The following is a 23,861-nucleotide window of genomic DNA, read 5'->3' as shown; positions in this document are numbered from 1 at the left end:
TTTCTTGTTGTGAATTGCTTTCAATTCTCTAACTTTAGGGAAAACTCACAGGGATCAATGAAGGGAACACCGGCACGGAACAGTTGTGAATTGCTTTCAATTCTCTAACTTTAGGGAAAACTCACAGGCGGAGCAACCCCTTCTTTTGCTGTCTGGGTGTTGTGAATTGCTTTCAATTCTCTAACTTTAGGGAAAACTCACAGGTGGCAAAGCTTCTCCCTCCATTATTACTTTGTTGTGAATTGCTTTCAATTCTCTAACTTTAGGGAAAACTCACAGGTTTTTGTTTGAAACTGTATTGGTATCTTAGGTTGTGAATTGCTTTCAATTCTCTAACTTTAGGGAAAACTCACAGGCCGATCAATCGCATTAAGGCTTCTTCTGTGTTGTGAATTGCTTTCAATTCTCTAACTTTAGGGAAAACTCACAGGTAATACTGTTAGTGTTGGTTCTTTTTGCATGTTGTGAATTGCTTTCAATTCTCTAACTTTAGGGAAAACTCACAGGAAATCATCTAAACATTTAATTACTGAATCAGTTGTGAATTGCTTTCAATTCTCTAACTTTAGGGAAAACTCACAGGGTTGCTGATGGATTTCTGGAGAAGATCTACGTTGTGAATTGCTTTCAATTCTCTAACTTTAGGGAAAACTCACAGGAATCTTTTATGACATTAGCAAACCCTTTTAGTTGTGAATTGCTTTCAATTCTCTAACTTTAGGGAAAACTCACAGGCCAGTCGTTTGAGTATTGGGCGCGACTACCGTTGTGAATTGCTTTCAATTCTCTAACTTTAGGGAAAACTCACAGGTATTCAAAATATTTTTCAGGGTTATTCCAGTTGTGAATTGCTTTCAATTCTCTAACTTTAGGGAAAACTCACAGGAGGAAAAACAGATGAATCGATGGGATACCAGTTGTGAATTGCTTTCAATTCTCTAACTTTAGGGAAAACTCACAGGCGCGAAACCATCCTATCTTGTTCCATGCTAGTTGTGAATTGCTTTCAATTCTCTAACTTTAGGGAAAACTCACAGGGTTCTTGATTTTCGCCAGCTGGCATGAACAGTTGTGAATTGCTTTCAATTCTCTAACTTTAGGGAAAACTCACAGGCTCTTCTTCAAGACCTAAATGAGCGATGAGTTGTGAATTGCTTTCAATTCTCTAACTTTAGGGAAAACTCACAGGATAATTGGTTGAAATCAACTTCAAGAACTTGTTGTGAATTGCTTTCAATTCTCTAACTTTAGGGAAAACTCACAGGCTCGTAAGAGTTGGTAACAACGTTGAATCGGTTGTGAATTGCTTTCAATTCTCTAACTTTAGGGAAAACTCACAGGTTCAGAATGTAAAGACTGACCGTTCGCAGAGTTGTGAATTGCTTTCAATTCTCTAACTTTAGGGAAAACTCACAGGTATCAAAGCCAATACTATCAATGAGATCGTGTTGTGAATTGCTTTCAATTCTCTAACTTTAGGGAAAACTCACAGGCCAGATAGAGGCGGAAGATTTGCCTCCTTAGTTGTGAATTGCTTTCAATTCTCTAACTTTAGGGAAAACTCACAGGCTGTTCAAAAAGTTCTGCGGTACGTTTTTCGTTGTGAATTGCTTTCAATTCTCTAACTTTAGGGAAAACTCACAGGATACCGGCTGTAAAATGCTGGTATCCTTTTTGTTAGGGTATTTTTTAGAAAAAGAAAAAAGAGGTGTTTTTTAAAACAGTTCTAGTTGCTGGGATGGTTTTTCCGGTTCTTCAGGCTTCTGTCCGTGAAACAACTCGATCATCCCAAATTGCTTATCGGTAATTTGCATAATACATACGTTTCCTTTTGGAGGAAGTATGACTTTGGTACGTTTTATATGTACTGAAGCATTTTCGCGGCTAGGGCAAAAACGTATGTATATGCTAAACTGGAACATGGAAAAACCATCGTCCAAAAGTCTTTTACGAAAATGGGAAGCTGTTTTTCGTTCTTTTCTTGTCTCGTTAGGCAGATCAAAAAACACTAATACCCACATACTCCTGTATTGGTTAATACGTTCATAATGCTGAGTGTTCATGGTTAAAAAACGGGATAGCTTATTTTTCGTGAATTTCCTTTAAAACATTCAAAGAGGCTGCTGGTCGTACGGCTCATTGCAACCATAAGCGGGCTTTTCTTTTCTTCTATCACTACATCCATAGCAGGTATGCGCAGCAAAAGCGTTTTGTTTTCTTTGTTGAGCTCTTCATAATTGTCTCCCTGAAATACCAGGTCAGCTATGAGCTGATCTACATATATACGATAGGGTTCCATTATATCGTCTGCCAGGCAAAATGCATTGTATTTATTACTATGATAAATGCCTACCGAAGGTAAGAGTCCGCTGCTCACCAGTGCCCGGGCGGTAACGGCTCTTAAAACCGCATAGCCGTAATTAAGTAAATTGTTGGGTGGCACCCCTTTTTGGTTACGGCTAAAACCGTCAATATTAAAGAGATTTTGAAAATAGTAAGCGGCAGCAATGGCCTCATGATTTTCGGTATCTCCGCTTTTTACTTCGGTTGCCCAGCGTTTTAATTTAAGGGCGTTTTTGCCACGTACCTGTAAATGTGTTGCCTGATTGGCAATTTTTGCCTGCACGGTTTGCTGCCACAAATTCTTTTTTAAGGGTACACTTGCATTAAGCTGGTACCGCATACGCTCTGTTTGCTCGCTATGCCCGGTAAGGGGTTGCAGAAAACCGGAAGGGAGATGTTGGCGATCGCAGGTAATAACGGCTGTTTTGTTTTGAGTCAGTTTTATTAAAAGCCCGCTCGTAATGGTGATTTGAGGGTTTTCCAGTACTACGTACCCGAGGTCTTCTATAGGAATGGTAACGTCCTGAGTATCTTCCTCAGGAAAACTGGCAACCAGTTGCTCATTGCGGGTGCTCAGATAAACCGGATTGCTGAAAAGAAGTGTTCTCTTAACCATTTTTAGTATTCTCCAATATGTACAATATTTCCTAAATGATTCAAACGCACTTTAACAATACCTGCCAGATGTTGAAGGCTTTTTATATTATAATACGTGGTATTCTTAAGTGCTTTATGGTCGTTTAAGCGGGTTTCCAGATGGTGCCTGAATACATATTCCCTTGCAAACGAATTGCCGTATTGCAGTTTTGAAAACTTTTGTACCCGAAACAGGTGTTTGCTTATTAATGCCTTATTTGCAGGGTTTTTAAGATCAATCTCTTTAGGACGGAACGTTTCCGAAGGGAAGACAAACATTTCATTTTGCTTTAAGGTAAATATCAGGGACCAGCCTTTTTCATTGGTTTCCCTAACCACCGGCTGCCCTAGTTTGGCCCGTTGTACAGCTTCAAAAAAGGATACAATGGCGTCATCAAGGTTTCCGTTCTCATCTGCATACACTGCCAGATGGTGGTTGTTACCCGTACTCACATAACTGCTTTGAACAAAACCGTTTTGATCGTTTTTTAGCGGCCTGCCATGATGGTCATGGGCAATATGTAAAGGCACCGCATTGCTTACTCCGGTAATGGTTACACTTTTTACTTTAATACCCTGATCTTTGTTTTGCCAGACAGGATGGTCTTCCAGATTGGAAAGTGCATTTTGCAGATCCCCCTGTTGTTTAATTCGTGCCAGTAACTTTTGTTTAATGCTTTCATCGGTTATTTTTTCAACGGATTTAAGCGTTGTAAAATTCTCTGGTTTTATTTCTTTGCGAATGGTATATTGGTAATCCGGAATTTTTAGTTTAACCATTTCCGGTACACAATTTTCGGCATCGATCACAACGGGATTTTTTTTAAGGCTGTTTTTCCCGGTAAATGCTTTTTTAGGATCGTTTTCACAAACCTTAAGACGTTCCTCAAGTGCCTTGCGAAAGGCGGGTTTGGTTACCTGCGTAATTTTCTCCTGAGTGAACGAAGCATTTACTTTTTCTTCTTTTACTATATAAAACTTTTTTCGGGCATAGATGGTTTCATTGTGTAACTGCCCCCGGGGTGTTAACTCGGTTTTATACTTAAAATTGTTTTTTCCTTTTGCTTTTGTCTTGTTGCGATTGCGTGTAACTACCTTGTTTTTGGCTTTGTATGAAACTAGTATGGATGCTAGGTGCTTTTTGGCCTCTTCCCGTATGTTTTCAAAAGGTTTTACAAACCTTCTTTGTCCTCCGGGGTCTTTAAAGGTGTACTTGCTTCGTATGCCATACAATTCACTTTCCTGCTTTCCAGACGCGTTTAGATTATTAAGATACTGAACTATGGCCCTATTCGTAAAAGCTACCGTAATGGCATCCATAGCGTGATGCCGATGGTCATCTCGTTTAGACCAGCCTTCTATCCTGGGAAGCTTTTTCCCTTCACGGTTATATTCGTAGTAGGTAAGCCCCTGTGCTTCATATTTTTCCCATTGCAACTCTTTTAACACATCAATGAGCTCCCAGTCTGAACGTAGTGCATCGGTTATTTTTCCGGAAGTAGGGTGTACGTCGCGTATAGCTGTTTTAAGCAGTGCTATTGCTTTACGGGCAATATAGGCAGTGTTCCCGAGGTCACGGTTCAGAAAATCTTCTGGCAAATTCTCTTTTTGCATACGCAGCTTTTCCCTTTTGGCATAGCCAATGGCTTTCGCGGCAAAAAGTGTATTTACACGGCTTTCAAATGCCGGTAGCCAGCCTTTTCGCTCACAATAATCATATGCAGTCTCATTTCCTTTTTCAATATTGATATTTCTTAGTTCCAGTGTTTTATTTGAAAAAGAATCGTCAAATAACAAGGCTCTGGGAATAATATGCTCTACGTCAAATTTAGAAGTGAACAATTCTTCCGGTTTAATATACGTTCCCGAGTACAGGGTTTTGAAACCCAGAGGTTTTAATTCCAGATAGAGCTTGTATTTAATAAGGTCGTTACGGCTCACATAGGTAAGGCCAAAGTCATTTTGTAGTAGCTTGCGATAGGCTTCGTGCTCACGGGTGGCTTTGTTAATGCTTTTGGTGAGTTCATTTCGCTGTTTGGCGGTTTTTTTGAGTTCCCGTGCCATTTCTATACGTACTTCATCCGGTTTGCCCAGTGCAGGGTCTTTAATTACGGTATTAACCACATGGATCATCTGGTTTAAGATCTTTTCAACTACCGGATTGCGCAGCGCATTTTTGGTAACCAACGGCAGGGTATCCAGAAGCTGCCTGTTTTTATTTTCTTCTGTTGTGAAGGTATTAGAAAGATGATAACCTGCCAGTGCACAGGCATCACTAAAAGGGTTACCTGCCTCCAGGAACGGATATATTTTACGCAGCGCCCGGGTGCTTAAACTTCCATAATCCTGTATAAATGTAATGGCAGCCAGTTGTTTGGCGTATGGTTGCGGAAAACCAAAATGTTCTTCAAGTCTGTGTACCAGTGCTTCGGTACCCGTAAGGGAACGGTCGTCCTGATAGGAATAGAGTAAGTGCCATAGGTGGTAGGCAGGTTGTTGTATGAACAGGTCTCCCTGCAGGGTAGTATCCAGTTCCAAAACGCGAGGGTCAATACCCATAGTTTTAAAGCAGGTACCCATTTCTTTTACATATACTGAAACCGGCTGTGTAAAATCAATACCATTGTACCCTTCAGATTCCAGAATATCTTTATATACCTTAAACAAAGTGGCATTTGTGCTATTGCCTTGCAGGCTCTTAAAATTAAGGTTCCAGTTCCCCGGTTTTTCTTTAGTGCCTTTAAACAACCATTTTAAGAACTCGGAGGGTTTCCATTCATGCACTACATTGAGTTCATCAAAAAGCATATGCAGGGTTTCGGGTTCCAGATCGTATTTTTTATCAGGCTCGTCTTTTCGGGATACTTTTAGGTCGTGAATGGTTTGCCATATTTTGGTTTGTTGAAAAAGAGGGGACGATCTGGGGGCTACCCGGGGCCCTATACTCTTTTTTTTCGCTTTACCGTTTACCTGTACAGTACGCTCTGCACCTTCAAATTCGCATATAGAGATAAGGCCTTTCTGAGACTTAAGAGGGCGCTGGTAAAAAATGGTGATATCTCGTAATTCTTTCTTAAGTTCATCAGTAAGTTGAGGATAATATAAAGATTGTTGTTTCCAGATCGCATTAAATTCATCTATATAATCCTGGCGATAAAACACCCGGTTTTTTAATGAATTATGAGGGTTTTGCTTCAGTATTTCATAAAGATACTGGCCAACGGTTTGATTGTTAAAATACAACTCTTTACTTCGGTCGCCAATAGCCCCCAGATATTTACTTGAATTATTGATCTGGTTATTGATCTCTGCTATGATATACGCAATTTCAGAAAGGCCCATTTTTTCTTTTACAGCCTTGTCCCGCCATTGGTAAAGCGTAATTTTCCGATCTTTTCCTTTATTTTCTGCCCGCTCCAGGCCCATTTCTTTTTCCAGATACTGTATGGTTTCAGAAAGATTTTTATTGCGAAGTGCTTCCAGATGGTTTTTGGTAAGAATATCAGGATAAAATGATCTTTGAAAGTTCCATATGGCCTCTAGTTCCTGCAAAAGGTCTGAGGGATAATAATCGGGAAGTACTTTTTTTCCATTTTTTAATAAATAGTAGCTATAGGTTCCCGGGGTTTGATTTTTCTCATGCAATAGCCGGGCAATGGCCATACCGTCTATTAATTGTCCATCTTCTTCATTGCTTTTACTTTTTCTACTGCTTTTATACCCTCTTTTTTTATTAAGCATCAACACGACCCTTACCAGTTCGGCTTTCCCAATTTTTTCAGTTACCGCTTTCGCCCGTAATTGATAGGTTTCGTGCAAAGCTCCTTTTTTTTCCGAAAGAGTGGTGGTAGCGTCTATAAAACCCATTTTTTTAAAAACAGCAATAACGGCGTCCCTACGCATTTGATAGCGATACAGGTTACGCCGCATGGCCCTTTTTAAGGTGCGGTCTGCATTGGTGGTGATGCTTTTTCCTCTTGAGAAATCTTCTTTCTCATCGGTAGTAAGCGGAATCACCCGTACCCCGGTCTTTATGATTTGAGATTGTTCATGCTTAGCCTGAGCCTCGTGCACAAATGCCCAGCCAATAGAAGTTGTGCCAAGGTCTAATCCTAGTATTTTTTTCATAAAAAAGAAAGTATTTAATCACTAAACTAATACAAAAAACATTTATTTAATTACGGAAAAGCGTAATATCAATACAAGAAATAATCTATATATTTGTAATGAAAGCAATTCACAATAAGGATTATTCCGTTGTGAAAACATTTGAAGTGGCCCCGAAAGGGGTCATTTTTTTTAATATATACCATCTCAAATAAATAGTTTAAGCATATACCCGCACTATTTATAAACCACTATTACTAACAATTTAAGCCCTGTTTGTATTGTATTCTTTTTTTAGGAAAGACCCTACTGTTAATTTAAAACTAAGATTCTCTTAAAGTAATAAAAATATATGGCTAAAGCCGTATCTTTAAAAAAGAACTTAAAAAAGTAATACTATGTTACAAAAAATGCTAGATCTAAAAGGAGCAAAAAAGCTTACAAGAGAAGAAGTTAAAAACATTACGGGCGGTACCAGGCCCTGTACTATGGAAGAGTGTCGCGGAGACACCTGGACCGAACCAGACTGTGACTGTTCGTGGTGGTGGGCTTAACCCTACAAAGGCTGCTTTAAAAGCAGCCTTTTTTTATCTAAGACAAAAATTTAGATTTTTGTAGCGGTTAAAAACAATAGATCATTAATTGCGTAAAATACACACCGGCCTAATTTGGCAAAGTATGCCGGAGAACGTATCTTTGTACCAGATATTTTTCTATTTTACACATATTCTGAGCACAATTCTTCAACAGCTAAAATTTTCCCGGGATTTATTAATTTTTAATTAGTCTAAATTAATATATTTGCCTCATAATTCGTTTACGGTGAGGCTATTTTACTTTTTATTTCTGGCCAGTTTATGCAGCTACGGGCAGCAAACCTTACAGGGAGTTGTAGTAAGCGCTGAAGATGGCAGCCCTTTACCCGGGGTTACTATTTTAAATAAATCAGGAAACGAGTGGACTATTACCGATGAAAACGGAGCTTACATGCTGGTAGTGACTACCGGCGATTTTGAACTGGAATTCAGAATATTAGGAAAGGCTCCCAGAGTTTTTACCCGTGCCGATTATCCTTTTGGGCCCTCGGTGGTCATAGAAATGAGTGATGATAACCTGCGTCTTAATGAAGTAACCGTAACCGCGGTTCCCAAACGCGCCAAAGTAGGCTCAGCCATTACCCTGGGGGGGTATGCGGTAAATCAGGTACAGTCGTACAGCCTTTCAGATGTATTGCAGCAATTGCCCGGTCAGGAAATAACCCCGCCATCGTTAAACGAAACAAATACCATATCCCTGCGTACGGCCAACCCAAATACCAACAATGCATTTGGTGTTGCCTTTATGCTGGACGGTTTACAGCTCTCAAACGATGAGAACATGCAAAACTATACCACAGACGAAGATGGATCTGTTGGATTAACCCGCTATGATAACGTAAACTCAGGTATAGATCTCCGAACCATTCCTGCGGCCAATATAGAAGAGATAGAGGTAATTGCCGGAGTGCCCGATGCCCGATATGGAAATCTGACCAGCGGTGTGATACGCATTGACCGAAAAGCCGGGGTTACCCCTCTTCGTGTAAATGCCAATATACGGGAAGGCACTACTTCTCTTAATGTACAGAAAGGATTTCGTATTAGTGAAAAAGGCGGCTTGTTAAGTTTGTCGCTTGATTATCTCAATGCCAATGCCGACCCCCGTAACAGCCTTGAGCAGTACGACCGTATAACAGCTTCTGCCATCTGGTCTGTAAACAGTAAAGACTCCCGTTTTCGAAATACACTTTCACTTACTGTTCATAACAATCTGGATGATACCAATGTAGATCTTGACAATGACGACGGGGGGCAGGATGCCCGTTTTCGAAAAGATCGCGGTTTTCAGATCAATAACCGGTTTAACTGGCAGCCTGAATCTCGCTGGATCGATAATCTTAATGTAACCGTGGGGTATGCCTCTGCCAATCAGCATTCCTTTAGCCAGTCATTTATTAATGACGGGGGGCGCGTAGTCCCTCAAAGTCTGGATACGGGACTGGCCGAGGGTATCTATACTCCTGTAGCGTATTTACAGATACGGGAAGTTTTCGGGAGACCGCAAAACCTGTCTGGTAATATTATTATTGAAAAAAAATGGACCCATAACCGGTGGACGCATAATCTGGATACCGGTATAAATGTATGGTACAGTGACAACCGGGGTCGGGGCCGGGGCTATTCGCCGGAAAATGCCCATTCAGAAGTTACCCTTAAAAGCGGCACCGGTAATATTACTTCTGGTGAGGGTATCAGAGCTACCGATTTTAATGCGCTGGTAAACGGGCAGTGGCGCTGGGGGCTGTTCTTTCAGGATAATATTACCTATGAATTTGCCAATAAACGAAAACTCTTTGCCAATCTCGGGGTACGCTATGATTATCAAAACCAGGTAGGTAGCGTGAGCCCCCGTATCAATATAGGTTATGAGGTCACCGATAAACTTAGTGTGCGCGGTGCGCTGGGCTTTGCCACAAAAGCCCCTTCATTGGCACAACTCTTCCCCGGAGATAAATATTTTGACGTATTGATAGCCGATTTTCGTACCTCTTCCTATTCTTTTAACCTGGTACAAACCTATAGAGAAGAACTGGGCCGTTTAAGCCTGGAACCTTCTACCAGTTGGCGGTATGAACTGGGGGGAAATTATAACCCCAAAGGTATAGACATTGCCTTTACTGCCTTTTATAACCAAAACTCTAACGGGTTTACCAATAATGATATCCTGAGACGTGTTAACTTCCCCGAAGTAGAATTTACATTTAGTGACCCCAATACACCTCCTACCTATGAAGTAACCGGTTTTTCCCCTTTTATTCTGGACTATTCCCTGCCCGTAAACGCGGTAGAGTCTATTGACAAAGGAGTAGAATTTTTTATCAATATCGACAAGATCAAGGCTATTAATACCTCTTTCAATATTAACGGTACCTATACCTTTAGTAAAAGTACCAACGATCTGCCCCGGGTGATCATTAACCGGAACCCCCTGGAAGAGAATTTGCTATATGGTGTATATGAAAGAGAACCGGTGCGTAATGATATTTTACGGTTACAGGCTACAGTAACCCATCATATATCTGAAATAGGGTTGTTAATATCCGGTACTGTAGAGCAGTTTACCCGTACCGCTACCTATGCGGCGGTCTCGAGTCGTTTCCCCATAGCTTATATAGATCCTGAACTAAATACCATTGCGATACCCGAGGCAGAACGGGCCTCGCCCCGGTTTGAGTCGCTGTTCTTAAACCCTTCTACCGAGGAAGATGCCGTTACCCCCGCATATCACAATTTTCATTTACGGGTTACCAAAGAACTGGTAAGCGGTTTAAGTATGTCATTGTATGCTAATAATTTTTTAAACCACCGTCCCGTGGTCGAAGTAAACGGGAACCGTAGTATACAAAACCAGGTAATAAGTTTTGGAGCCACTGTTAATTATACCTTTTAAATATAGAATCATGAGAAAATTAGTTTTTTTAGTATGTCTGGTAAGCTGTTTTTCCTGCAGCAATGATGACGATAATTTTATAACTTCCATAAGCCATACCCTGAGTATTCGTTATGGAAGCGATTTTGAGAACCTCCCGGCCGAAGGAGCCCAGGTTACGCTGGTAAACAATGAGGACGGACGATCGTATTCCGGAACGGTAAACCCGGACGGATTGCTAACCCTGAGCCTTATTCCCGGGGTATATAATATTAATGTAAGCCGGGTGTTTACCCCGGAAGCCTACCAACAGTTCTTTGGGCAGTCCGTAAATCAGAACGTCACGTTTAACGCTTCCTTACAAAATGTACAGATCAATGCCAATACTTCTGCCAATACTTCTATGGAACTGGTTACGGGACTTATAGGGAATCTGGTGTTAAAGCAAATTTACTTTGCCGGATCAGATGTACGGCTCGGAGCATCTTTGAGAGATCAGTTCTTTGAAATTCACAACAACTCTAACCAGACCTTATATCTTGACGGGCTGTATTTTGCACAGCTAAGAGGTACCACCCGTGTACCTTCAAACCCCAGAGAGTACCACCTGCCTAACGGCCAGTACGACTGGAGCCAGTCTATTGGCCAGGATGCCGGGGCCGCTTCTAACACTGATTTTGTATATGCTGATGAGGTGCTTCGTATTCCTGGTTCGGGTACCCAATATCCATTAGAACCCGGTAAAAGTATGATCGTGGCAGCTACGGCACTTAATCACAGAGCACCTCTGGTAGTACAGGATGAAAACGGTGAAACGGTAACTTTTGAAGTGCCTGAACCTAATCGTACCATAGACCTTAGCAATGCCCCTTTTGAAGGCTATTTCAGGCCCTTCCAGGAAAGTCAGGGAGAAAACTGGCTGGATTCTGATATTGACAACCCCAACTCGGTTAATGTAGAGATCGCATTTAAAAGTGTGAGTAGTCAGGATTTAATTTTGGATGCGTTTGGTAGAGACGCGTTTATTATCTTTTTTGCAGACGACACCCAGTTTGAAGGGTGGAAAGCAGTACCGCTTCCCAGTATAGGTGCCGATAACTTTTCAGAAACTACCGCTACTTTTCTCCGCATACCCAATTCAGTCATTATTGACGGGGTAGAGACACAAAGAGATGATCCTTCCCGCGGCAAACCCAAAAGACTTTCTGATGCTATTGACGCCGGTGAGATCAGTACCATAAGAGGTGCGTATTCTTCGGAGTCGGTACGCCGAAAAATAGAAAGCCAGTCAGAAGGCCGTATTTTTTATAAGGATACCAACAACTCTACCAATGACTTTGAAGTATTGAGCATACCAGAAGTAAACATCCCGTAAATTTATGAGGCCGTATTATCTTTTAAGTATTTTAGGGTTCTGTTGCTGGCAGTTAAGTGCTCAGACCGGGATGCCCGGTTATCACCCTGCCAACACCATTTTCTTTGAAGAAATGACCGGCATTTTTTCTGAGACTCCCAATAATTTACCCTTTATACCGGTAAGAGATTATACGGCCTCATCATTATCTTATAAAAAAACTGACGGGCTTTTTAAACTGGGTGCCGAACCGGAAGCCATAAAAACCTTTGGGGTTTCTACAGAGGGTATATATCGGGATTCTCTGGGCCTCCTCTTTTTTGGCGATTTTTCTATAGAAAAAACATATTATGACCGCTTGCGCTGGAATCTCTCTTACACTTTACCAGATGAAGGTATTATGCCAGATCCGCATTATTTTGGGGTTTCCAAACCCGGTGACTGGTCCAATCAGCGTTACCGGGTAACCGGAGGTATCCTGTATCCTGTACCCAATAAACCCCTTACTTTACTGGCCAGAGTGGCCTATACCCTGGAGAACCGCTTTCGTACCAATTTGGACCCACGTCCTAAAATAACCTATAACGACCTTGAATTTACGGCAGGGGCGAACTATGAAATAACCAAAGGGCATTTTGTAAAGGCGCATTTTTTCTATGGATACACAAATGTGGATAATGAGATTACTTTTTCTAATAATGAACAGAACCAGATAGCCAATTTTGATATTTATGTACGCTGGGTTGCGGGATACGGTTCCCTTATCAGTCCGTTTTCAAATAACACCCAGCGCAACCACACTACTTACGGGGGTAGTATTGGGTATGCCTACAGTACTTATAAAAACCGCATACTTATAGATGCTTCTATACGAAACCGGGAACAGATTACTTTTAGGAACAATTCTGTAGAAGATGAAGACGACCCCGCCAATTTTTTTGGCACGTATGAGCCGGTTGAATTTCAGGTACAGAGTACCTGGTTCCATTTTATAAACGACCATTCGTTATGGCGCGCTCAGGTGGAGGCTTTTTATATGGAAGGCAGTAATTTTTTAACCAGTAAAGCAGGTAAAACCTATGCGGCCGAGCGTTCTCGCATACGGGCCTCTTTTGCGTATTTACAGCAAAATACCCGGGGCCGTACCGAATGGGATATGGGGGGAGACCTCACCTATCATAGGCTGTGGCAGCGTGATGCCCTGGCGGGAGTACTGGGCGAAACACAAAACCTGGGTCTGGAAGCCTATATTTTAAAAGGATTTACGGCTAATAAAAATTTACATATCGGTCCGTTATTGCGTGTAGCGGGAAATTTGAATTTACAGGAGAATTTTATAAACAGTAATGCCGGTTTTCTGGAGTCGGTAGAACCTGACGATTTTCCCGGGCTGGCCCTGCAAAGGTATTACAACGAAGTGCTTATTCCCGATATGGCTTATCTCAGTTCAGATACCATATCAGCTCATGCCGGCATAAACCTCGATTTTTCTACATCGCGTAACATACAGATACAGGTAGCTTTACGCACAGGAGCTCTTTTTCCTCTGGGGGATTTTATGGATGTGCATACCAGGCGTCTTGATCATTCATTAACTTTGCGATTATTTTACTAGATGAAAAAGATTGGTTTCAGCATTGTTTTTGCAGCACTCCTTGGTTTTACTGCTTTTAAAGTATATCAGCCCTATCAGTATGACATTAACGAATTGCGGGTTCTTTACAGCAGTGGCGATACTGCAAAATGGCCCGCTCCTTTTCTGGATTCGACGCTTGTACAGGATTTTGAGGATATTGGGGTGGTGCCTGAAGTGGTTTTTCCGGAAGAAAATCTGTATTCCGAAACCAAAAAAGAACTGGGCCGTACTTTGTTTTTTGATCCCAGGTTATCCCGCAGCGGGCAGATTGCCTGTGCCTCATGTCATGATCCTGAACTGGGCTGGGGTGATGGCCGCAGAGTGAGTTACGGGCATGACCGCCAGCAGGGCAAACGCAATGCGATGACCCTGTTTTATGTGGGGCTGGCCCAACCGTTGTTTTGGGACGGCCGTGCAGCCACGCTGGAGTCGCAGGTACGTTTTCCGGTAGAGGACAGCCTTGAAATGAATTTTCATCTGGACCTGGCGGTAAAACGCATTCAACACATACAAGGTTACAGGTCGTTGTTTAAAGAAGCCTTTTTAGATACCGTAATTACCGAAAAACGTATTCGAAAAGCCATTGCTACTTTTGAGCGTACCATAAAAGGAAGGACTTCCCGGTTTGACCGTTTTGTACAGGGAGACAGTACACAGCTTACCGATGAGGAAGTATGGGGCATGCACCTTTTCAGAACCAAGGCCCGATGCATTAATTGCCATAACACGGGATATTTTTCTGATAATCACTTTCACAATACCGGTCTGTCTTACTACGGTCGCCCTTTTGAGGACCTGGGGCTTTACAATATTACCGGTAAAAAAGAAGATGTAGGGAAATTTAGAACGGGCACCTTACGGGAGATTGGCCAGACGGGGCCCTATATGCATAACGGGCTCTTTTTAGATTTGGATGAGGTAATTAATGCCTATAATGGGGGAATGCTCAGGCCGAGGCGTAAAAAAAGTCAGGAAAAAGATACCCTTTTCCCGGTAACTTCTCCGTTGTTAAAAAAACTGCATTTAACCGGTGAAGAAAAGGAAGCCCTAAAAGCCTTTTTAGGGACCCTTACTACTGCTCCTTTTATACAAAGAATTCCTGATCTGCCTGCTAAATAACAAAAATAGCCCTTGAATAAATGGTCAAAGGCTATTTGAAAACTTTAAAATCGGATCAGCTTCTATCGAAACCAGCGAAGATAGATAAGGATCAGGATAAGTACAATGATCACCCAAAGCAGGTACGTAATGGTACGACAACATCTTTGCGATGTACTACTGCCGTCACCGTCATCGGGCCGGTTGCCTCCATCAGAAGGGATAAGAGGTGTATTGCCTTCTACGTATTTAGAGCGTACCGCTTCTCGTACCACAGGCTCGTTATCACGACTGTAACCATGGGCACGAAAAGTAAAGGTATAAAAACCTTCTTCTGAGGTTTGTGTGAACACTTTACCATAATTACCGTCATCTTTATCATCATCTGCATGGAGTCCGTCATCCAGTAACGTATAATTATATACCGTACCTCCCGGTGTTTCGGCTTTTACGGTTACCGTGCATCCTGTTACCGGCAGGCTAAACTCACTTATCAGCGCATTGAGTTTAATAGATTCCCCTACTTTTATAATACCGGGTTGTACAAAGGGGAACATCCTGAAATTAGAACCGGCTCCTACCGCAAAACCGTACATTACCGGTTTATCATACCCTTCTTTACACCGTGTGGGCCGAAAACCAAAACCGAATTCCTGAGAATCTACATTGGGCACATGCGTAACCGGCGTTTCTTTGGGTTGCCTGGGCTTATATACGCATGCTTTCCCGTCGTGATAAACAATAAACTTCCACTGGCCGGCATATCTTTCGGGAGCTCCTTCGGGAAAGGTAACCTCCATAAAACGGGCCGTGGCAGTAATACCCGGCCGTATCTGGAAACCGGCCGGCACCTGGGTAAGTGTTACGATCTCTCCGGAGGGACTTTCCAGGTAAAACGGCAGACGAATATAGTCACGATCGTACACCACTATCATTAAACCGGTATCTCCGTTCAAAATATCAATAGGGGTTACGTGCTCGTCATTGGGCTGAATGGTATATACCGGATCGCTAATGACAGACAGATCTACCGATTCCATAAAGATCTGGGTAAAGTGTTTTTCAAGTGAGAAAAAATCGGTTCCGCTAAAATCCCTTACATGCAGAAAACTGCCTCCTGTGGCCTGCGACAAAACACTGAGCCGGGCCGAATCAATACTGTTCCCAATCCCTATGGCATACAGTCGTTTTCCGGAGGGAGTAGGTAATGGCAGGGCGCCGTCACCTCCCAGTAAGGAATATGTATTGCCATCAGGATCATTATAAGGAGTATTATCTATACCGTCAGTAAGTACTACAACAGATGTATTTAGGGCATCTGGCACTGTGGTACGTGGTGTATCGTCTATATTTTTTATAGCCACCCGTACTCCGCCCGCTACAGAAGTAAACCCTGTAGGGTTAAATTCCGTAGGGTTAATTTGCCCGCGAATGGCAGCTCGGTTAGCCGTTGTAATATTTTGAATGGAGCTCACCAGTTCCGGGGTATCGTTAAATTTGACAATCCCCAGGCGGTCCTCCACATCGGGTCGCATCATTTCTACAAACAACTGCCCCGCATCTATGGCGGTATCAATTTTAATACGATCTCCTGAAGGATCACTCATACTACCTGAACGATCCATAACCAGTTGAACATCTACCGCCACCGGTGCAGTGATCTCGCCTTGCAGGTCGTAGGTAAGCTCAGCCGGCAGTCCGTTGGTAGCGTTATGATTGTATATAACGAGCTGGCTCTGTGCTGTACGAGGGGCATCATTTGCATAAAAAGTAACCCCAAACAGAACTTCTCCGCTTCCGGAAGTACCGCCACAGGCATCGGTGGGTAAAACGGTAAAAGAAGCGGTAGCAAGCGGACTGGTAATAGACTCTCCTTCTCTTTGAATGCCAAAAAGCGTGTCGTCTCCTCCCTGTATCCGGGCACTGAAGTTAAGAGGGCCGTCCCCGTTGTTTCGAACACGAATGATACGCACCGTGCGAAACCCTCTTTGTACATTCCCAAAATCAATAAACGGCCCGGGAGGGGTAAGCACCTGCATTTCGGCATTAGCTACACAACCGGTGCCTGAAAGATTGATTTGATGCGGACTGTCGGGATCATTACCGGTAAAAATAATGCTGTGGTTAAAAGAGCCTTCAGCCATAGGGGCGAATGTAATGGTAAGCGTATAACTGGCTCCGGGTGCAAGGGGCCCTCCAAAAGGCCCCCATGCAAAGGGAATGCCTCCCGGTGATGCCGGGATACTGAGATTTACAGTGGCTTCTCCGTTGTTTAAAATAGAGACCATTCGGTTTGCCGAAGCCCCCAACGGCACTTTACCAAACGAAACACTGCCCGAAAAAGAAATACTGAGTTCCGGTGCACGTGCCTCCCCGTTACATTCCAGATAGGTGTCGCCGTTTGATGGGGTTGGATTAATGGGCAACTGCTCGCTGTAATTGCCCAGGTTTCCCGGAGCAAACAAAACATCTACCGTGATACTTTCCGTGGGATCCAGGGTCACAGGCAGTGGCTGGGATGTACCCGACACCGAAAAAGGCCCTGCATTAGAAATAGAAGTTATAGAGAGGCAGTCAGTACCGTTATTTTCAATAGTAAATTGTTCCGTTTGTGTGGCCAGAGATGGATCTACGCCCGGCCCTAACACGACGTCATTAAAGGTATGAGAACCGGGACTTACATCACAGTCGGCCTCAGGCCTTGCACAACTGCTTATGGTACTGCCCCCTTCTTTTATAAGGATTGCCGTGGGTGTTACCTCCCCAAACAGTTCCAGCGAAGGGGTAAACGGCACGGCAGAACAAAGCGTATCACCATTGTCTGACCTCCCTATCTGCATACCTGCTACCGTTCCCGCACTGGTTGCGGCCCTTAGAAAGAACAAATGGCCACCTCCCGGACTCATTTGCACTACAGGCAATGACTGAGAAGTATTGGCATTAACAGTTAGTAATAATGCAGTTTGAATAGAAGATCCTGAAGTATCTACCAGCGATACTCTGCGGGTACTCATACCGGCACTGTCCTGCGTAGTGAGAACAAGCAGATAGTTTTTGGGAGTACCAAAATTCATATAATGAATATTGCCTGTCGCCGGTTTACTAAAAAATTCATTATCACCTCCTTTACTTATTGCTATACCAGGATTAGGGCCACTGCCTGTGTAGGTAAGTGTCGCTCCATTGGGCAAATTGAGTACCGTATTGGCACTGTTCCAGAGCAGATCTGCACTGCTGTTAATAAATAATCCGTTTGTAAGGTTTAAACAAGCCATATTTTTAGGTTTTAATTTTTGCAAAAAAAGTAAGCAACTACAGCGTTTTCTATAGCGTTTACCGGTATAGCAGGCAGGAGGGAAAGATATCGGATCTATACTATCCGGAAATGGCGGTAGTAGCTACCACCTTTGTCATATACAGGTTAGCGGGAAAATAATTTAATACAGATCACTAAGGTAGTAGTTAATTATTCTGATAGAAAGGGGATAATTACCCGAAAAATACCCGGGTTAACTCTTAAATGTACAGGGTGTAAATCACTGATAATATGATCTCTAAAAAGGATTTTTGAAAATTTATATGCAGAGAAAGAGGCGTAATCTGGCTCGTTTTGTTTTAATTTTTAGTGTTTTTAAAAAAGTAGATCCAAAGAATACGCCTATTTTTCCCGATGGTTCAAGCAAAAAACCGGAAAAACACCTGCTTCTTTTGCCAGAGCTTATAAAAACAAAGATCTCTGTAATCAAAGCATCTGCTTTTATACATTCACAGCTATTTTTTTATCCTCTTTTAGGAGGGCTTGCTCTTCACGTCTGTTAAATACCAGGCATGCGGTCATATCGCCGGTGACGTTGACTGCAGAACGGAACATTCCCAATATTCTTTCTACACCTATGATCAAAACAATTCCTTCCGTAGGGATACCAACACTGGTAAGTACCGAAGCCAGGATCACCACACCTCCACCGGGAATAGCCGGTGTACCAATAGAAGCGGCCACTACCGTTATCGTGAGTAGTAAAATGGTAGGCATTCCCATTTCTATGCCGTAGGCCTGCGCAATAAAAATAGTAGAGATTACCTGGTAAAGTGCCGTGCCATCCATATTTATGGTGGCCCCAATAGGTATAATAAAATTACTGGTACTTTTATCTACACCCAGTTTTTCCTGTGCTGTTTTAATAGAGAGCGGCATTACTGCGGCAGAACTGGTAGTAGAAAATGCCAGCAACTGCAGATCGCGAATACTTCTTAGAAAATGCAAAGGAGTTACTTTTCCGAAAAAACGTACTATTACCAAATAGAACAGCATAAGAGTGAAAAGACCTAAGAGAACGGCCATAGCATAATATCCCAGACTTTTAAGGCTGGAAACCCCTATGGTAGAAATAAGCTGTGCTACCAGGCCAAATACTGCATAGGGTACTAACTTCATAGACCAGTTAACCACAGTCATACATATTTCCTGGGTAGCGCTTAAGAGACCGGTAAACGTTTTACGTTGATCTTGCTTAATTTGTGTGATGGCAATACCTATAATAATAGAGAACAGCACAATGGGAAGCATTTCTCCCGATACCATACTGGCCAGGGGGTTGTCTGGCAACAGGTTGGTCACGGCATCGGGAATACTGGTTAAGATGGCAGACTTGTTTTCCATATCTTCCACAGCAGCCATATTCTGCTGTGCCGGCTGGTTTTCGGGAGCGCCGCTTTTTTCAAAGAAATATGTACCCGGTTTTAAAAGAATGGAAAACACAATTCCTATGAAAACGGCCACAGCCGTAGTAAAAACAAAATAAAGGGTAATACCCAATCCCATTTTTTTCAGATTATCGATACCCGCACTTAAGATTCCCGTCATAATACTGGTAACTACAAGAGGTATCATGATCATTTGTACCAGTTTAAGAAATAACTTTCCGGGAAGTGCCAGCCAGTCGCCCAACGCCAGACTCAGTGTTTCCGGTACCCATCCGGTCGCAGGGCTTAATACCATGCCTGCCAGTGCACCCAACAGCATGGCTACCAGTACCTTGACCCATAATTTATTCTCAAGAAGCTGGGAAACATAATTTGAAAATTCACGTAAGCTTTTGTATTCAGAGATTTCGTTAAATTTTTGATCGATCATAAACCTTAAAGCACTGTGTTTTTAAAAGAAGATTAGACAGCGATATTACGTATTTTATACATCTTCACCCGTTAAAAAATCATTAAATATGCATAGCTTGCTCACGATAGTAGTAATGCGTTGCAAAAATATATTTAAGACCATATTCCTGCCTTTTTAACAAACAAAGATCATGATTAACAACAAAGTTTATATTATTTAATTATATTTATGTACGTGAAGTTTTAAGTAAAACATAGCTAATTCTTAAGCTATTGATCTATAATTCGATAAAAAAATTAATACTATTTATACTAAGTATTAATACTTGTTTTTAAATTTGAGTGAATATACTTATATTAGACGAATTTAAACCCGGTAATTTTATAAAGAATTTAAATACTTTATCTTATGGATCAACCTTTTATTGGGCAAATTATGTTATTTGCCGGCAATTTTGCCCCCAGAGGCTGGGCACTTTGTGATGGCCAGGTACTTTCAATAGCAGATAATTCTGCTCTTTTTGCTATTCTGGGAACTACGTATGGCGGAAACGGCCGTACTACCTTTCAACTTCCTGACCTCAGAGGAAGAAGTGCTGTTCATTTTGGAACAGGAGCTGGTTTAACCCCAATTCAACTAGGACAACGCTCCGGATTTGAGCGTCATACCCTCAGTATTTTAGAAATGCCTATACACAATCACGGTGGTTCGACACTAAGAGGTGCAATAGAGGTGAATGAAGAAGATGGGGATAACGGAGACCCCAACAATCGTAATTTTGGAGTTTCTGGAGATTCTACTCCTTATAATACTTTTAGTACGAGTGGTACTATGGGTACAAACCCTGCTACCGGAAATGTTGCCATAGGCGGAAACACGCTAAATGCTGGAGGAAGCCAGTCTTTCAACATTAGAAACCCTTATTTGGGATTAAATTATGTGATTGCACTGGTAGGGCTCTTTCCTTCAAGGAACTAAGCCTTCAATTTGAATACGAGCCCCGATCTTTTTCGGGGTTTTTTCAATATAGTCACTAACCAAATCCAATAAAAACATTGAAAAAACTATCCTTTCAACTCTCATTTTTTTTAGTCGTTTTCTGTGGTATTTTCACCAATATCCATGCACAAACAGCACTTAATGCAGGTGACATAGCCATTATTTGGGCACAGGGAGATACCCCCGATAATTTTGCCTTTGTTACTTTCGTAGATATGGATGCCGGTACAGTAATTTACTTTACTGATTGCGGGGCCGACAGTTCCGGGTTTAACACTCCTTGTATAGAAGGGGCTTTTTCCTATACCGTTCCTGTGGGAGGCCTTACTGCCGGTGATATCATTCTATTTTCCGGTTCAAGCTCTGATTTTGGAGTCTATACTGATTCCCGTATAACGGGATCTTTTGCGATATCCACCACAGGTGATCAGATCATTGCCTTTCAGGATGCTTCCAGTGCCGGGGGAAGCACGAATGCCGGTAATAATCCTCAGTTTATCTTTGCGGCAAACCTGGCTTCCACACTATTTACCGGAAATAAAAGCGATAATAATGAAACCGGCTTACCTCTTGGACTGGATGATACAACCTCACCCAGAACAGCCTTAGGCCTTGGAGCAGGTCCGTTGGCTGATGAAGAGCAAGACAATGCCGTTTACGGCGGCTCGTACGATTTTTCCGGAAGTGGTATTTCTGGTGCCAAACTGGCATTAACCGATCCGGCTAATTATACTTTTGGAGATGCTATTACGGAACCAGCGTATGACGCAGCGGTAAACGCCATACCGTCTTCTTTAACCCTTACTTCTACCTGTGCTTCGACCGATACCACCCCGCCTGTACCCGATGTGGCCAATCTGCCCGATATAACCGCCCAGTGTGAAGTAACGTCCCTGACGCCCCCTACCGCTACCGACAATTGCGGAGGTACGGTAATCGTGACTTCCGATGCTGTGTTACCTATTACTGCTCAGGGTACTACCGTAGTTACCTGGACGTATGACGATCAAAACGGGAACACAGAAACACAAACGCAAAATGTAATTATCAATGATACTACAGACCCGGTTCCCGATGTGGCTAATTTACCTGATGTAACCGCCCAGTGTGAAGTTACCTCACTAACACCACCCACCGCTACTGATAATTGCGGCGGTACGGTGATCGTTACTAATAACGCGACCCTTCCTATTACTTCTCAGGGTACCACTGTAGTGACCTGGACGTATGATGACGGCAATGGTAACACCACAACACAAAATCAAAACGTGATCGTTAATGATACTACAGACCCTATACCTGATCTTGCCAATCTGCCAGATATAAATGCAGAATGCCAGGTAACTTCTTTAACAGCCCCTACCGGCACTGATAATTGTGGCGGTACGGTGATCGTTACCAACGATGCGACCCTTCCTATCACCGCTCAGGGTACCACTGTAGTGACCTGGACGTATGATGACGGTAACGGGAATACCACTACCCAAACTCAAAATGTAGTCATAAATGATACCACAGATCCTGTACCTGACGTAGCCACTCTGCCCGATGTAAATTCCGTATGTGCGGTAACTTCGTTAACACCGCCTACGGCTACCGATAATTGCGGAGGTACCGTGATCGTTACCAACGATGCGACCCTTCCTATCACCGCTCAGGGTACTACTGTAGTGACCTGGACGTATGATGACGGTAACGGAAATACCACTACCCAAGCTCAGAATGTAGTCATAAATGATACCACAGACCCGGTTCCCGATGTAGCCACTCTGCCCGATATAACCGCACAGTGTGAAGTAACGTCCCTGACGCCGCCTACGGCTACCGATAATTGCGGCGGTACCGTGATCGTTACTAATAATGCGACCCTTCCTATCACTACCCAGGGTACCACTGTAGTGACCTGGACCTATGATGACGGTAATGGCAATACGGTTACCCAAAACCAGAATATAGTCATAAATGATACTACAGATCCGGTTCCCGATGTGGCTAATCTGCCAGATGTCACGGCCCAGTGCGCAGTTACTTCCCTAACACCGCCTACGGCTACCGATAATTGCGGGGGTACGGTGATCGTTACTAATAACGCAACTCTTCCTATTAATGTTCAGGGTACTACCGTAGTGACCTGGACGTATGATGACGGTAACGGAAATACTACTACCCAAAACCAGAATGTAGTCATAAATGATACTACAGACCCGGTTCCCGATGTAGCCACTCTGCCCGATGTGACCGCCCAGTGCGCAGTTACTTCCCTAACACCGCCTACGGCTACCGATAATTGCGGGGGTACGGTGATCGTTACTAATAACGCAACTCTTCCTATTAATGTTCAGGGTACTACCGTAGTGACCTGGACGTATGATGACGGTAACGGAAATACTACTACCCAAAACCAGAATGTAGTCATAAATGATACTACAGACCCGGTTCCCGATGTAGCCACTCTGCCCGATGTGACCGCCCAGTGCGCAGTTACTTCCCTAACACCGCCTACGGCTACCGATAATTGCGGGGGTACGGTGATCGTTACTAACGATGCGACCCTTCCTATTACTGCTCAGGGTACCACTGTAGTGACCTGGACGTATGATGACGGTAACGGGAATACCACTACCCAAGCTCAGAATATAGTGATAAATGATACCACAGATCCGGTACCTGACGTAGCCACTCTGCCCGATGTAAATTCCGTATGTGCAGTAACTTCGTTAACAGCCCCTACCGGCACTGATAATTGCGGGGGTACGGTGATCGTTACCAACGATGCGACCCTTCCTATCACTGCTCAGGGTACCACTGTAGTAACCTGGACGTATGATGACGGTAACGGAAATACCACTACCCAAACTCAGAATGTAGTCATAAATGATACTACAGACCCGGTTCCCGATGTGGCTAATCTGCCCGATGTGACCGCACAGTGTGAAGTAACGTCCCTGACGCCGCCCACAGCTAACGATAATTGTGGGGGTACAGTGATCGTTACCAACGATGCGACCCTTCCTATCACCGCTCAGGGTACCACTGTAGTGACCTGGACGTATGATGACGGTAACGGAAATACCACTACCCAAACTCAGAATGTAGTCATAAAT

12 protein-coding genes and 1 CRISPR repeat array (1 of these 13 running past the window's edge) are annotated in these 23,861 nt (G+C 43.0%); of the genes, 7 read left to right on the top strand and 5 right to left on the bottom strand.

Annotation, left to right across the window (positions count from 1 at the left end; translation table 11 throughout):
• Positions 1-1,645: direct repeats of the CRISPR family, unit length 46 nt; unit sequence GTTGTGAATTGCTTTCAATTCTCTAACTTTAGGGAAAACTCACAGG (it extends 906 nt beyond the left edge of the window).
• A 70-nt stretch (positions 1,646-1,715) separates the two neighbouring features.
• Genes cas2 through cas9 form a run of 3 tightly spaced genes read right to left on the bottom strand, consistent with a single transcriptional unit; the run spans position 1,716 to position 7,107 of the window.
• Positions 1,716-2,063: a CRISPR-associated endonuclease Cas2 gene (gene cas2, locus WAO84_RS04810; protein WP_340064009.1), complete on the bottom strand. Its 348-nt coding sequence runs from the start codon at positions 2,061-2,063 to the stop codon at positions 1,716-1,718.
• A 2-nt stretch (positions 2,064-2,065) separates the two neighbouring features.
• Positions 2,066-2,959: a type II CRISPR-associated endonuclease Cas1 gene (gene cas1, locus WAO84_RS04805; protein WP_340064007.1), complete on the bottom strand. Its 894-nt coding sequence runs from the start codon at positions 2,957-2,959 to the stop codon at positions 2,066-2,068.
• Positions 2,960-2,961: 2 nt separating this feature from the next.
• A complete protein-coding gene (gene cas9 / locus WAO84_RS04800; protein WP_340064004.1) occupies positions 2,962-7,107 on the bottom strand; it encodes a type II CRISPR RNA-guided endonuclease Cas9 in 4,146 nt (1,381 codons plus the stop codon).
• Positions 7,108-7,484: 377 nt separating this feature from the next.
• Here cas9 and WAO84_RS04795 point away from each other — a divergent pair, with 377 nt between their 5' ends.
• From WAO84_RS04795 to WAO84_RS04775, 5 genes are all read left to right on the top strand, one after another.
• Positions 7,485-7,640, top strand: coding sequence for a hypothetical protein (locus tag WAO84_RS04795; protein ID WP_340064001.1), 156 nt, complete (start codon positions 7,485-7,487; stop codon positions 7,638-7,640).
• A 268-nt stretch (positions 7,641-7,908) separates the two neighbouring features.
• Entirely contained in the window at positions 7,909-10,575 is a 2,667-nt protein-coding gene (locus tag WAO84_RS04790; RefSeq protein WP_340063999.1) for a TonB-dependent receptor, read from the top strand.
• A gap of 10 nt (positions 10,576-10,585) precedes the next feature.
• Positions 10,586-11,929 (top strand): DUF4876 domain-containing protein, encoded by a 1,344-nt coding sequence (locus tag WAO84_RS04785; RefSeq protein ID WP_340063996.1) that lies wholly within the window; start codon positions 10,586-10,588, stop codon positions 11,927-11,929.
• Between the two features lie 4 nt (positions 11,930-11,933).
• Complete coding sequence (locus tag WAO84_RS04780) at positions 11,934-13,523, top strand: DUF6850 family outer membrane beta-barrel protein (RefSeq protein WP_340063994.1); 1,590 nt, start codon at positions 11,934-11,936, stop codon at positions 13,521-13,523.
• On the top strand, positions 13,524-14,663 hold the full coding sequence (locus WAO84_RS04775) for a cytochrome-c peroxidase (RefSeq protein ID WP_340063992.1): 1,140 nt from the start codon (positions 13,524-13,526) through the stop codon (positions 14,661-14,663). It abuts the gene before it with no gap.
• A gap of 62 nt (positions 14,664-14,725) precedes the next feature.
• Here WAO84_RS04775 and WAO84_RS04770 read toward each other — a convergent pair whose 3' ends face one another.
• Positions 14,726-17,917 (bottom strand): choice-of-anchor D domain-containing protein, encoded by a 3,192-nt coding sequence (locus tag WAO84_RS04770; RefSeq protein ID WP_340063990.1) that lies wholly within the window; start codon positions 17,915-17,917, stop codon positions 14,726-14,728.
• A gap of 482 nt (positions 17,918-18,399) precedes the next feature.
• Positions 18,400-19,776: a dicarboxylate/amino acid:cation symporter gene (locus WAO84_RS04765; protein ID WP_340063987.1), complete on the bottom strand. Its 1,377-nt coding sequence runs from the start codon at positions 19,774-19,776 to the stop codon at positions 18,400-18,402.
• A gap of 390 nt (positions 19,777-20,166) precedes the next feature.
• Between WAO84_RS04765 and WAO84_RS04760 the strand changes: the two genes are divergently transcribed.
• Positions 20,167-20,736, top strand: a complete 570-nt coding sequence (locus WAO84_RS04760; RefSeq protein ID WP_340063985.1) for a phage tail protein — start codon at positions 20,167-20,169, stop codon at positions 20,734-20,736.
• A 77-nt stretch (positions 20,737-20,813) separates the two neighbouring features.
• Positions 20,814-23,861: beta strand repeat-containing protein (locus WAO84_RS04755; RefSeq protein ID WP_422614474.1), on the top strand; the 3,048-nt coding region annotated here is incomplete at its 3' end.

It is taken from the genome of Ascidiimonas aurantiaca, from assembly GCF_037646345.1.
Classification (GTDB): Bacteria; Bacteroidota; Bacteroidia; order Flavobacteriales; family Flavobacteriaceae; genus Ascidiimonas; species Ascidiimonas aurantiaca.
The sequence above is the reverse complement of the archived record's forward strand: the minus strand, read 5'-3'. Positions and strand labels throughout refer to the sequence as shown.